This window comes from Methanosarcina mazei S-6 (genome assembly GCF_000970205.1).
In the GTDB taxonomy this organism is placed as follows: Archaea; Halobacteriota; Methanosarcinia; order Methanosarcinales; family Methanosarcinaceae; genus Methanosarcina; species Methanosarcina mazei.
The window spans coordinates 3070381-3083383 of the sequence record NZ_CP009512.1 but is presented as its reverse complement, the minus strand read 5'-3'; the positions used below and the strand labels follow the sequence as shown (position 1 = coordinate 3083383).

Below are 13003 nucleotides of genomic sequence, written 5' to 3'. Positions count from 1 at the left end.
TACTGTTCCTGGAAATTTATAATTGCACGGAATACTATGTTTCAGTAGTAGCTTACAGGTTTATATCATGAAAATGATCCTTTATTTATGGTGTGGTATGTTCCCGGTGTGTATTTTCAGGATGTACGGGTGATATTAACCTTATGCTTTAGATGATGTCATTTACCAAAAATATGGCTTCTCCATAAACATTAATTAATAGGATTTGTTAAACAAAATTCCTCATACCCATGCCTGGAACCATCAAAATGATCAGGCATTTTTTCCTTTATTGCATAATGGATCTGAAACTTTTTTTTAATTAATATTAGGTTTCTGGCGGGCCATTTTCATGGCAGTGTGAAAGGCTTCACATAGACCACTTCGGAATATCTCGAGCTGTTCATTTCTGGCGGCAGTCCGAACGGTCGAGTTTGGAGTAATTGTACTGCCTTACAGGACGTTTATAATATTTGCTGTTTCTGTCTCAGTTTTGTTTGCAGCTACTGTGAACATGAGGCGGTCTGCTTATGGATACTTGTTCTTTTTTCCTATAAACGGTTCCATTATATTTCCGCAGGTTGGAGAATCGTCTCTTGAATCATAAAGAGCGATTTTAATCAACCATGCATAAAGGCAAAATTGTCTGTTTGGATTTTATAATAATTCTAACCTTCATAACAACCTGATATGCAGTGGCAATATCTTACCAGATTATCTTCAGATTTTTGAATCTAATCTCTGCGTAAAATTCTCATCAGCCTGCTCTTAAATCTGCATGATACTGAGACTTTCAATTTAACTCTTTAATATTTCTATCTTTTCACTTCTTTTTCTATATGATAAATTTTGAAGATAGATGCAGGAGTCTTTTATTAATAAGCTTTTGTTTTTTGATTGTTTTTTTCTAAAAATAAAGTATTATATATAGTTCTGATATGCTCGCTCTATACTAAAAATGCTTTATTCTATTATATTCCATAGATTCGGGTTAATTATGGATTTTTATATATGGAGCGTGGCTTGAATCGTCTATATCATCGACATTTATATAATGAAGTATGCATGATATCATTTTAATGCCCTGTCCAGAAGTCTCTATAATTATTTTGACCCGAAATGGAAAAGCAACTATTGGGGAATGCCTGAAAAAGGTATATGCTCAGAATTATACAAATTTTGAAGTTATAGTTATTGATTCGGCTTCGACTGATGGAACCCCGGATATTGTGAATAACTTTCCTGTTAGATTTTTCAGTATAGACGTGAAAGACTTTGGACATGGAAAAACCAGAAATTATGGCGCAAAGTTGTCTAAGGGGAAGTATCTGGCTTATTTAACTCAGGATGCATCGCCTTTCAATGAACACTGGCTTGAAAACTTAATTCGAAATTTTTCTGATGAAGAAGTTGCGGGTGTGTATAGCCGGAATGTTCCAAGATCAGATTGTGATCCTTTTGAAGCACGATACATTTCAAGCGGCTGGGGGTCTGATAGGGAAGTCAAAAGTATGCAGAATTGCAGGAACTATAAGAAACTCGTATTTTTCTCAAATACCAGCTCCTGCATCAGAAAGGATACATGGGAAAAGTTTCCTTTTAATGAGTTACTGGTTCAGACTGAAGATCAGGACTGGTCCAAACGGGTTCTCGAAGCCGGCTATAAAATAGTGTACGATCCGGGTTCAGTTGTTGTGCATTCGCATAATAATTCTCTGAAAATTTTATTCAAGAAATACTTTGATGCAGGTACAGCGCATATTCAGATATTCAAAAATAGAAACAACGTGTATCTGCCTCTTATACCTTTTTTTTCTGTGATTTCAACTTTTCTGGACATCAGGTTTATGTTCTTCAATAATTATGAGACAATAAATATTATTAAATGGGTTCCGAGAGCTGTAGTAAGACATTTCGTGGAAGCCACAGCTTTCTGGCTCGGTCTGCACTTTGATATCCTCCCCCAGGCTTTAAAACGAAAATTCACAGCCTCAGGGCACTATTAATCAGATCCCAGCAAGATTTTTCCCTGCTTAAGTTTAGTTACTCAGCTACTGTTCAGTTGAATTTCTCTCAACTTACTCGCAGAGAATAAACTGAATCCAGTTTTTTTACTGAATTTTCCCATGAATATTCTTCTACAAGGTTTCTGGCGTTGGAACCCAGTACTTCTCTAAGTTTTTTATCTTCTATCAGTCTGCGCATTTCTCTTGCTAGTTCCATGCTTTCCCCTGATTTTACCAGAATTGCATTTTTTCCATGGGAAAAAACAGAAGGTATGCCCCCAACTTTAGTAGCTATTATGGGCAACTCTGCAGATGCGGCTTCAAGGAGTGTCAAAGGCAGACCCTCCCATAATGAAGGCAAAACGAATATGTCACATTTGAGGTAATGTTCAAACAGTTCCTGTTCGCTGAGCTTTCCGGTAAATTTTACTATATCTTGTATTCCGTACTCTTTTGCACTCTCTTTAAGTTTCTTAGCCTCTCGACCATTACCGGCGATAATAATCTCAAAATCGTTTTTTGAGCGGAGGTATTCTGTCGCCTTTAAGAGGTACTCCAGCCCTTTTTGTTTTTCCAACCTTCCCACAAACAGGAATCTTATCTTTCCACAGTTTTTTTCTCTGGTTATATTTTCAAATCGGTGAATATCCACACCGTTCGGAATATAGATCCCATTTTTTATTTCAGCTTTTTTCAGGATTTCAAGCCCATTTTTGTCCACAGCTATAACTTTTTTAAATCCTGAATGTTTTATGAAAAACTTTTCAGCCTGTCTTTTCAAAAAGAAATATCGTTTATCATCAAAGCTGATTCCATGGCAGGTATTGACGACAGGAATATTATAGAATTTTGCTGCAAAGGATATGAAAAATCCAAGGTCTGCGGAGTGAGAGTGGATAATGTCGGGTTTCAGTTCTCCAAGCATCCTGAAGCTCTCAAAAAATAATAAAAAAAGAGATATTAGCCTTTGAGGGGTAATTTTGTCCAGATTTGCTGAGGTATCTTTTAAGCCATACTTGAAGACTTTTTCATTTTGAGTTATTTCATCGCAATTAGAGGTTAAAACGTAAACTGCACAGCCAGTCTCCATCTGGTACTTTTTTAGATTGTATACGGCATAAGCATCTCCTCCTATCATGGGATGATACTTCTTTGTAAGGTGCAGAATTTTCATACGTACTTACCTGTTATACACAAAACCAGTATTTGTTTTTTCTTCAGAGTCTATTCCACATCCTTACATGCGTAGAGAATGCTTGTAAATAAATATTTCACTTCTGATTTTTCAGATTTTTTAAACATGATGGAGCTGTTTTTCTTTAAATAGCTTTTATTTTCAAATACCCTTTAACCCCTTCAGCTACTTCCCCCCCTTATAACTTCACAGCGACCCTGCAAGGATCTTCCGCAATACGTTGCTACCTGGGGGTATACATCCTATATTCGGCAGGTCGACATTAGATCTTGAAAATTTTTACTGATGGTGTTTTTTAAACATTACACAAATATATACTGTGTTTAAACCGGGTTAACATATGACCAAAATCCCACGACATATATAAACAATGAACCATTTTTGCAATAATGTTTTGTATAAGGGAGAATGTGTTTTCCAGCAAAAACGCGATCGGGAAAAATATTTCGAAAAAAACAAGTTACCTGCCGAAAGTAGGATACATGGCTCATCTATTTCCAGACTGCTGTTAGCACAGGGATTACTGGGTCCGGGCAGACGATTTCTTCCCTCAAAAATATATTTGATATAAAAATAACTTCATTAAAAAATCCCTTGAACTGGATTTGTCGGGGATTGGTTACGACCACGAGAACAAAGTTATTCCTAAAAAATTATCCAAGCTCCTGTACCTTTAATCCTTATTTTTCGCACAATACCATTGTCCACGGAAAAGGTCTCTTTACTTCTACCACATTAAAATGCCTTCCCACTAACTTTACAAACTCTTTTGTGCTCCAGTTCTGTAAATGTTCAATGTCATTCCCTAAGCGTGTAAGGTTCTTACCTCTTAAGAAGTTCATTGTGCGAAAATATGGCTCATTGGGCACACTGAATATGCAGTATTTTTTAGATATTCTCTTTATTTCCCGGAGAGCTCTTTCCGGGTTTTCAAGATGTTCCAGCACTTCTGTTGCAATTACGAGGTCAAAACTGTTCTTTTTAAATGACAGGTCATATATGCTTCCCGTGCAGAAATTACAGCCCGGATTCTTTTGTTTTGCGATATTTAACGCTTTCTTTGAGACATCCACGCCTGTAATATCTTTCCTGTTAAGACAGTTGATGATGAACCCTTCCCCGCAGCCTATATCGATAATACTTTCCACTTCTTCCAGTGGAACCATAGTTTCGCTCAAATTTTTCATAAACCCGGATACAACTATCCCCATGAGCGGGTTTCTGGAAGTATACTTCCTGTAATTTCCACTCTCTGAATTCTGGCTCATTTTAATCCCCATAAAACGTTTTAAAATTCCGATATTGGATTTTGATTCTATATATCTGTCTATATTTGTTATTCCTGATTTATCCTTTATTTATTTCCTGATTTATCTTTGATTTATTCCTGATTTATCCTTTATTTATTTCCTGATTTCTTCCCGATTCATCCTTTATTTGAGCTTTATAGCTTAATTTTCAAACTTTTTTTCTTAAAGTAAATAAAAATCCAAGTAATGCAGGAGAAAGGGAAGTTAAAAGGTAAAGGACTACTGGACATGTGAACCCATAGGCTGAATTCTCGTTCAGCATCTGGAAAATAGTGACACTTGCAAACTCTCTGACTCCGAATCCTGATATGGATATGGGAAAATTTCCCAGGATTACTATTATAGGCAGGGAGAAGGTAAGGATATTATTTAAAGCCGGGCTCAGGGATTTTATCACTATCCAGTACACAATGAGGTTCAGGATATAATAGCCAAGAGTTAAAGAAAAAGTAAAAAGCAGAACTTTTCTATTTCCTGTTATCTCCCTTATTGTTTTCATGTAATTTTCTGTGTATTCTTTTCCCTGAGAAAAGCTCTTGAAAGCAAAGCTTACTATTCTCTCATTCATGGTGATAACTATCCCGGAAATGAAAAGCGGCACAGCTAAAACCATCAGATAAATCAGGTTTCTGTCTTTAAAGAACAGGGCGGTTGATAGGACACTCAATGTCAGGAGACAGATAACATCTATAACCCTGTCCATTATTACAGTGGGAATGCTCCTGGATTTTTCAGCATCAAGATAAAAAGCTCTTGAAACCTCTCCTGCCCTGCCCGGAGTAAGTGCTCCATAGAATGTACCTATCAGAATTATCTCCAGTGATCTTCTGATCGGGATCCTGACATTTATACAATCAAGCAGTGCCTGCCACTTCCTTGCTTTTATTAAATACATCAGGGCAATGAAAGGTAATGAAAGAGAAAGTAATGCCAGGTCCATTTGAATAAAGGCTTCATAGATTGCATTCACATCGAGTTTGCTTATCAGGTAAAGCATTAATCCAGAGGTAACTGCAACTTTAATTGCCGTTTTCCATTTCATAGCTATCGTACTTTATAATATAATCATCATTGTTTCTCGAGTTTGTAATCAGTTCTCCTATAAGACCTAGAGAAACAAACTGGGCTCCTATTACCGTAAGCAGTATCCCGAGCATAAGAAGAGGCCTGTCTCCGATTCTTTCCCCTATTATCCATAAAAACATTAAATATACTGATATGAATACTCCTGAAAAACTCAGAAGGAATCCTATGCCTCCAAACATATGCAGAGGCCTCTTTTTGTACATCATGAGAAATGTAACTGTTATAAGGTCAAGGAAACCTTTCAATAACCTTTCGACTCCGTATTTAGATTCCCCGTGTATTCTCGGGTGATGTTCCACTTCAATTTCTCCAACTGAATAACCTCTCCAGTAAGCAAGAGCCGGGATGTAGCGGTGAAATTCACCGTATAAGTTTATATTTTTTACAACATAGTTGTGATATGCTTTGTACCCGCAGTTGAAATCGTTGATTTTAACCCCGGTTATGAATCGGGTTAACCAGTTAAAGAATCTTGAAGGCAGGGTTTTTGAAATTGGGTCATATCTTTTACTTTTCCAGCCTGAAACCATGTCATATTTATCAAGTTCTTCTATAAATCTGGGTATCTCTTTGGGGTCGTCCTGCAAATCCCCGTCCATTGTAATAACAATATCCCCTTTTGATTTTTTAAATCCGCAGGAGAGAGCCGCAGCTTTTCCATAGTTTCTCTGAAACCTTACAACTTTAACCCTTGCATCCTCAATGCTTTTTATTTTCTCAAAGCTATCATCCGTAGATCCGTCATCAACATAGATTATTTCATATGTTTTTCCAACCAGTGAAAGAATATTGTATAAACTTTTGTATAGCTCTAAGATATTTTCCTCTTCATTATGTACCGGGATTATAATTGATAACTGGGTTTTATTAGACATGTATAATCCTCTGAGATGGGATACACTTAGGGGGAATTAATTGGAGCTTCTGTTTATTAATTCCTTAAATTGTGTATTCTAATATATACTGGATCTATACAACTGAATTTTTAAATAAGATGTAAATATTTAAGCTATATCTGAAAGTATATTCAATTTGATGTTCTCAAATAGCCTGGGTAATAATGCTATGTAGTAATTCAGATGCTGTATGTGGCAACCAGGACTATTAAAACCCAAACTGCACAGGTATGAGCTCAGTTTGCCCATCGCCTATCCCCCACTAAATAATGTATATAGGAATTTAACTACTTTTCTAATAAAAACTACGATTTAATTCCTTATTAAAACTGGGGTTTTATACTTTTTTTATAAAGAAGGTAATTATTTATTATATTTTCTTTGAATCGGGTTGTTTTTATTAAGAGATTTCAGGTAGGTTTTATTTTTTATACAGGTAGGAATACTTAACTTTAATCCTTTTTTATAAAGCCTCTGTAGGCGATAAGGACATTCTTAACGATTTCGTCCCAATCATATTTTTTAGCTTTGTTTAATATAGCTTCTGAATACTTTATGCCTTCCTGATGCTCTTTTATTATTTTGTCTATAGCCTTTGCAATTTCTCTCTCGTCAAGCCCCACGACGAACCCATCAATCCCGTCTGCAATAAGCCCCTGTGCTGCGTTATACTTTTCTTTTACTGTTACTACGGGCACACCACAGGCAAAAGCCTCGATTACAACCATTCCAAAGCCTTCCCTGCTTGAAGGAAGAACAAGAACCTTTGAGGCTTTGATTTTTCCTATTAATGCCCTGTACTCCTGAAACCCTGCAAATTCTACATTTTTCTGCATCCCAATCTCAAGAGTAAATTTCTCAAGAGCTTTTCTTTCAGGCCCATCTCCGGCAATACAGCAGCAAACTTCAGGGTTATCTTTTTTTAACAGGGAAACAGTTTTTATCAAAACATCAACATTTTTTTCTTTTATGAGCCTGCCTGCAAAGATAATGTCATAAATTTTGCCCTTTTGTTTTTCTGAACAATCCTGCCCTGCAGGCTTGATCCCGGAGATCAGCTTCTGGTCGACCCCGTTGGGCAGGACTGCTATCTCTCTCTTCGTTCCCAGAACCGACTCAAGTCTGTTCTTTGTCCACTCCGAGACCGCAATATCATTCTTTGAAATCTTGGCAACCGCAGCCTCTATCGCAAGCCCGAAAAAGCCTTTTCTTTTTCCAAGGTATTCGTACCAGTAGTCCCCCCATACCTCGTGCCATGTAAATACTGCAGGGGTGCTCTTCAGGACTGAAACAGCTTTTACGGTGAAACAGGAAAAATAGGGAAATACACTCACGTCAATAAGGTCGAACTTTTCTCTTACAAGAACCGGAAACAGCTTTAAAGAGAAAATGAGTGCTTCGGAAATCGAACGCTTACCGTTTACATACAGGTCACGGGCTTTACAGACTCCGTGAAGGGTCATGCCTTCATACTGTAAAACATCTTCACCCTCCCACCATTTAATCCCGAAAAGGTGCACATCATGTCCCTGTAAGGAAAGCCTCCTCCCCAGCTCATGGATGCGCACCTCAGCACCGCCCTTGACCCAGGGATAGACAGCATCGTATACAAAGGCAACTTTCATCTGATCACTTTACCAGTCGGTGTCAACTTCAAGGAGCATTACACTTACAAATATCGCAGCAAAAATCAGCTGAAGCCCGATTGCTGCAAGGACCATTGAGATTACCGCAGACTCCACCTCTTCAAGGGTGCCATAGCCTGTACTGGCCCAGGTATAGGCAACTTTCAGTCCGATAATAAATCCTGAGCCCAGGATAAGGGATCCTCCTACAAGCTCTTTTTCAAGGGAATGGTAGCTCAGAAGCTTTCTGCCTTTTTCGTCATCGCGGTACATGCCGTGGATAATTCCGTATGTTTTCATGTACCCTCCGGTTGCAAGGATCTGCCCGCCAATAATTAAGAGCATGCTGCCCAAGATAAAGGAATGCAGACGGTTATATGCAGCGTTGTTCGTAAGAAGAAGGGAAGCGGTTATAAGGAAACCCAGGAGAAATACGAAAGCTCCGGGGATATAGAGGAAAGGGACAGGCCTGTATAACATCATAAATCTTACATGCCGCCAGCCGTCCTGAAATGAGCGAAGTTTGGAGGGAGCTTTGCGTGAATAATATGTTATGGGAACTTCCTTAATTCGGAGCCCGCATCTTGCAGCTTCGATCACCATCTCAGATGCGAGTTCCATGCCGTGAGTTTTAAGATCCATTTTCTCAAGGGCTTCTTTAGTAAAAGCCCTCATCCCGCAGTGTGCGTCCGAGATTTTCGTTTTGAACAGGAAATTAAGCATTCCTGTCAGTATGGGATTGCCTATGTACTGGTGCAGCCAGGGCATGGCTCCTGCTTTAATTTCTCCCTTAAGCCGCGTGCCCATTATGAAATCTGCTTCTCCTGACATAAGGGGATCCAGAAACCTGTCAAGTTCAAGGAGGTCATAGGTGTTGTCTGCATCTGCGATAGCAATGTAGTCCCCTTTTGCCTCTGCGAGCCCTTTGAGGTAAGCATTCCCGTAACCTTTTATTGGGCCTATGACTTTTGCACCCATTGATGCTGCAATCTCTGCAGTTCTGTCAGAAGAATTATCAGCAACTATTATTTCCCCCTCTATACCATATTTTTTGAATATATACTGGGCTTTCTCTATACAGATACGAATAGTTTCTTCCTCATTCATGGAAGGCATTACGATAGAAAGAGAGGGCATGCCCAGCTTATACATCATATTTCTTAATAACTATTTTGATACTTCAGAAAGATAAGCAGTATAAAATAAGCCCGGGAAAAGGGCGTGACTTCTGCTAACAAGCTATATAAAGTATCAGAAAACTACCTTTAATGAGGGGTTCTGGAGTTTTCAGGAGCTTAAATCAGGCTATCTTATTTTTGGGACCTCAATCACATCTCAGTATAATTTTAACGGCTTTTTGAAGGTGATTGGATGGTTAAGGTAAATATAATATTTCACAGTGTTCACGCGCACATTTACAGGATGGCAGAAGCTGTCGCTGCAGGCGCAAGGGAAGTTGAGGGGGCAGAGGTTGGGATTTATCAGGTCCCGGAAACCCTGCCGGAGGACGTTCTTGAGAAAATGGGAGCAATAGAAACCAAAAAACTTTTTGCCCACATTCCGGTCGTGACGCGGGATATGTATGAAGAGGTCCTGGCTGGAGCCGATGCATTAATATTCGGTACTCCCACACGTTACGGGATGATGACTGCCCAGATGCGTGCGGTCCTTGATGGGCTTGGAAAACTGTGGAGTGAGGACGCTTTTGTAGGAAAGGTGGGGAGCGTATTTACTTCCAGCGGAACGCAGCATGGCGGACAGGAATCTACAATACTCTCATTTCATGTTACCCTGCTTCACCTTGGAATGGTTATTGTCGGTCTTCCCTATGCAGAAAAGCGGCAGACAATAATGAACGAAATTACAGGCGGCAGCCCATATGGGGCTTCAACGATTGCAGGTGGGGACGGGAGCCGCCAGCCTTCAGAGAATGAACTTGAGATGGCACGTTACCAGGGCAGGCATGTAACTCAGATAGCAAAAAAAATTGCTGGAAAATAATATCTCTAAAAATAAAAAGGGCGGAAAAACATTCCCTTCTCCCGGGTGTTTTCCCTTTCAGTTTTTGAGTTATTTTTGCCTGAAATAAGAATGCTTAGCTAAAACTCGGGAAGGACCTGCCTCTGCGTTCAAACTTCTCCTGAGCTGTTGCCAGGCACGCCAGAGTGCAGTATATTGCCTTTTCCTCTGCATCCTTGAGGACAAAGAATTCTTTCCCGCAAACGGGACATATTTTTGTTACGTAAACCATAGTAGACACGCAGATTTTCTGTATGTAGGTTTTTTCTTTAGAGATGCCGTTTTTTTAAATCATACTAAAAAGAACGCAACCAAATATAAACTTTCGTATTATGTTTATATATATACTTAGTAAGAAATATTATCATTCTCCGGAGCTTAGCTGTGCTTTATATTAGAATCCCTATGCAGCAAATGTGTATCTTTTCTCTACAAATATTTGGGAATAAAATTATTTTACAGGGTTTACCCCGAAGGTAAATTTTTTAAAACTAAAATAGTTTTCACAGCCTTTTTTATCTGTTTTTACCGTTTTTTACCTGCTTTTATCTGCTCTTTACCTGGGTATTCAGGGCTGTACTGAATAGTGATCTGAAAATTATCAGGTTTAAGGAAATCCAGGAGTTATTAATGTACAGATTTATTTACATTCCTGGCTCGAAAAAGAATATTAAGATCTAAAATAAAATACAGTCATCCAATTACTTCGAATCCGGACTGGGTTCCTGACCGGATTCTCTTTTAAAACAGAGTATTACCTGGACGGAAAGTGAAAAAATAACCGGAAAATTTATAAAAAATATAGTCGGAGGTGTCCGGAATTAGGCCGCTGATTTTTGGAAATGGGAAAATCCTTATCTGTGAAGATGAGAGGGGGACTGTAAGGGATGTTTACTTCCCGTATGTAGGGCTTGAAAATCACGGAAACTCAATAAGGGTCGGGATATGTGACCTTGATTCTCTTTACTGCAGCTGGCTTGAAAACTGGAATATCCGACAGCGGTATAAATCCGAATTTGATACCGAGTTTTGCAACAGGATCCATGAGATCTCGGAAAGCCCGGAGGAAGAGATTGCACGCGTAATGGCTAGCGAAAAAGGAGCAGGCAATAAAAAAACACCTGAAACCTTCAGGGAGGTAACGTCGAACATAGGGGAAACAGTTTTTGAAAATTCGGATCTTGGCCTTAAAGTCACGGTCTGGGAGGCGGTTCACCCGTCTACCAGCATTTTCTACAGGACATTTGAGATCCGGAATGTCTCCAATTCTTCAAGGCGCCTCCGTCTTTTTTCCAACCAGAATTACAGGATACTTGAAACCAAAATAGGAGAAACAGCCGTAATAGACAAAAATGTCCTTATCCATTACAAACGAGATCGTTATTTTCTGCATGCCAGTGAGCCAGCCTTTGACCAGTATGCAGTGGGGACTGCAGAATGGAGAGGGCTCGAAGGTACCTGGAAAGATATGGAAAGTGATGCAAGCCTGAGCGGAAATCCCGTAGCTCACGGCTCTGTGGACTCCACACTTGGCTGGACCCTTCCGGAGTTAAAACCGGGGGAAGCAACGAGGGTGCATTTCTGGGTCGCAATCGGAAAGAACTACTGCGGTGTGCTTAAAGTTCATAGAAGGGTGAAGAACACAGGAAGTTACCTTTTCCACCATAACTTCAATTTCTGGAATTCTTTTACCGAACGGATATCCGTACTTTCTGAATATTCCCGGATGCCGCAGCTTCCTGAGGAGGTTATAAAATGTTTCTACAGAAGCCTTCTCGCCTCCGTAGCCCATATGGACATTACGGGTTCGGTGATCGCGTCCTGCGATTCGGATATTAAACAGTTTGGGGCAGACCTTTACACTTACTGCTGGCCAAGGGATGCTGCCTGGGTTTGCCTTGCCCTTGACAGGGCGCGGTATCACCACCTGAGTGCGGAAACATTTGAGTTTTTTTCAAGAACTATTACTCATCGAGGTAATTTCCTGCATAAATATACGCCTGCAGGGGATTTTGGGAGTACCTGGCATCCTGTGCCCATGATACAGATTGATGAGACAGGTCTTCCTCTCTATGCTCTTTATAACAACTGGGAGATTGCAAGGAGCGTATGGACAACAGGCAGGTACTACAGAGCTCTTGTAATCCCCGCAGCCAGCTACCTCATAAAAGCAATTGACAGGGAAACAGGCCTGCCAATTCCAAGTTTTGACCTGTGGGAAGAGAGAAAAGGCGTACATACTTACAGTGCCTGTACGGTCTATGCGGGGCTCAAGGGCGCCTGTGAGCTTGCCCGTTCCCTTGGGGATTATGGCAATGCAGATATCTGGAAAGAGGCTGCAGGAAAGTTAAAAGAAACCATCATTGAGAAGCTTTACGACCATAAGCTAGGGAGATTCAGGCGGTCTCTTGAAGAGCCAGATCTTGATTCCTCTGTATTTGCAGTCTGGTATTTCGGGATCCTCCCCCCGGATGACCCCAGAATGGTAAGGACAATGGAAGCAATAGAGCGCGAACTTTTGCGCCCCTCAGGCGGGATTGCAAGGTATCTCCATGACAGTTACTTTGGTTATATGAACAGCTGGATTATCTGCACCCTCTGGCTCTCTCAATGGCATTCTGCAACTGGGAACCTTGACCGCGCTCTTGAGCTTATTAAATGGTGTGCAGCCCACGCACATCCATCAGGCCTTATGCCCGAGCAGGTAGATAATGGGGGAAAGCCTCTCTCCGTCCTTCCTCTTGCATGGTCACATTCAGCCTTTGTGCTTGCGGTGCTTGAATATCTTCAGGCTCTTGACAGGAGAGAAGGCGGTTCCTGCATTTTGCCGGAAAAATAATGCAGTCTCCGGAAAAGTAAAACTGACATTTCAACAGGAAATATAAAA

The 13003-nt window shown here is 40.1% G+C and carries 10 protein-coding genes; 3 read left to right on the top strand and 7 right to left on the bottom strand.

Going from position 1 to position 13003, the window contains the following annotated elements; all coding sequences use genetic code 11:
- Positions 1–1058 precede the first annotated feature (1058 nt).
- Positions 1059–1985 carry a glycosyltransferase gene (locus tag MSMAS_RS13180; RefSeq protein WP_015412388.1) on the top strand — a complete coding sequence of 309 codons (927 nt, stop codon included), beginning with the start codon at positions 1059–1061 and terminating at the stop codon, positions 1983–1985.
- A gap of 67 nt (positions 1986–2052) precedes the next feature.
- Here MSMAS_RS13180 and MSMAS_RS13175 read toward each other — a convergent pair whose 3' ends face one another.
- From MSMAS_RS13175 to MSMAS_RS13150, 6 genes are all read right to left on the bottom strand, one after another.
- Positions 2053–3159, bottom strand: coding sequence for a glycosyltransferase family 4 protein (locus MSMAS_RS13175; RefSeq protein ID WP_048036732.1), 1107 nt, complete (start codon positions 3157–3159; stop codon positions 2053–2055).
- A 701-nt stretch (positions 3160–3860) separates the two neighbouring features.
- Entirely contained in the window at positions 3861–4448 is a 588-nt protein-coding gene (locus MSMAS_RS13170; protein ID WP_048046626.1) for a class I SAM-dependent methyltransferase, read from the bottom strand.
- A 190-nt stretch (positions 4449–4638) separates the two neighbouring features.
- Positions 4639–5532 carry a lysylphosphatidylglycerol synthase transmembrane domain-containing protein gene (locus MSMAS_RS13165; protein ID WP_048046624.1) on the bottom strand — a complete coding sequence of 298 codons (894 nt, stop codon included), beginning with the start codon at positions 5530–5532 and terminating at the stop codon, positions 4639–4641.
- Positions 5510–6451 (bottom strand): glycosyltransferase family 2 protein, encoded by a 942-nt coding sequence (locus tag MSMAS_RS13160; RefSeq protein ID WP_011034152.1) that lies wholly within the window; start codon positions 6449–6451, stop codon positions 5510–5512. Before MSMAS_RS13160 ends, MSMAS_RS13165 begins: the two co-directional genes overlap by 23 nt.
- A 473-nt stretch (positions 6452–6924) precedes the next feature.
- Positions 6925–8097, bottom strand: a complete 1173-nt coding sequence (locus tag MSMAS_RS13155) for a glycosyltransferase family 4 protein (RefSeq protein WP_011034153.1) — start codon at positions 8095–8097, stop codon at positions 6925–6927.
- A gap of 9 nt (positions 8098–8106) precedes the next feature.
- Positions 8107–9234, bottom strand: a complete 1128-nt coding sequence (locus MSMAS_RS13150; RefSeq protein WP_235269717.1) for a glycosyltransferase family 2 protein — start codon at positions 9232–9234, stop codon at positions 8107–8109.
- 234 nt (positions 9235–9468) lie between these two features.
- Between MSMAS_RS13150 and wrbA the strand changes: the two genes are divergently transcribed.
- Positions 9469–10098, top strand: a complete 630-nt coding sequence (gene wrbA, locus MSMAS_RS13145) for an NAD(P)H:quinone oxidoreductase type IV (RefSeq protein WP_015412394.1) — start codon at positions 9469–9471, stop codon at positions 10096–10098.
- A 94-nt stretch (positions 10099–10192) separates the two neighbouring features.
- Here the strand turns inward: wrbA and MSMAS_RS19280 are convergent, their stop codons facing one another.
- On the bottom strand, positions 10193–10348 hold the full coding sequence (locus MSMAS_RS19280; RefSeq protein ID WP_015412395.1) for a hypothetical protein: 156 nt from the start codon (positions 10346–10348) through the stop codon (positions 10193–10195).
- A gap of 579 nt (positions 10349–10927) precedes the next feature.
- Here MSMAS_RS19280 and MSMAS_RS13140 point away from each other — a divergent pair.
- Positions 10928–12955, top strand: a complete 2028-nt coding sequence (locus tag MSMAS_RS13140; RefSeq protein ID WP_080942088.1) for a glycoside hydrolase family 15 protein — start codon at positions 10928–10930, stop codon at positions 12953–12955.
- The last annotated feature ends 48 nt before the right edge of the window (positions 12956–13003 follow it).

Excerpts from the sequence above, each read along its gene's own strand:
- MSMAS_RS13160 (WP_011034152.1), bottom strand. The coding sequence starts at position 6,451 with ATGTCTAATAAAACCCAGTTATCAATTATAATCCCGGTACATAATGAA.
- MSMAS_RS13180 (WP_015412388.1), top strand. The coding sequence starts at position 1,059 with ATGCCCTGTCCAGAAGTCTCTATAATTATTTTGACCCGAAATGGAAAA.
- MSMAS_RS13155 (WP_011034153.1), bottom strand. The coding sequence starts at position 8,097 with ATGAAAGTTGCCTTTGTATACGATGCTGTCTATCCCTGGGTCAAGGGC.
- MSMAS_RS13170 (WP_048046626.1), bottom strand. The coding sequence starts at position 4,448 with ATGAGCCAGAATTCAGAGAGTGGAAATTACAGGAAGTATACTTCCAGA.
- wrbA (WP_015412394.1), top strand. The coding sequence starts at position 9,469 with ATGGTTAAGGTAAATATAATATTTCACAGTGTTCACGCGCACATTTAC.
- MSMAS_RS13150 (WP_235269717.1), bottom strand. The coding sequence starts at position 9,234 with ATGCCCTCTCTTTCTATCGTAATGCCTTCCATGAATGAGGAAGAAACT.
- MSMAS_RS19280 (WP_015412395.1), bottom strand. The coding sequence starts at position 10,348 with ATGGTTTACGTAACAAAAATATGTCCCGTTTGCGGGAAAGAATTCTTT.
- MSMAS_RS13175 (WP_048036732.1), bottom strand. The coding sequence starts at position 3,159 with ATGAAAATTCTGCACCTTACAAAGAAGTATCATCCCATGATAGGAGGA.
- MSMAS_RS13165 (WP_048046624.1), bottom strand. The coding sequence starts at position 5,532 with ATGAAATGGAAAACGGCAATTAAAGTTGCAGTTACCTCTGGATTAATG.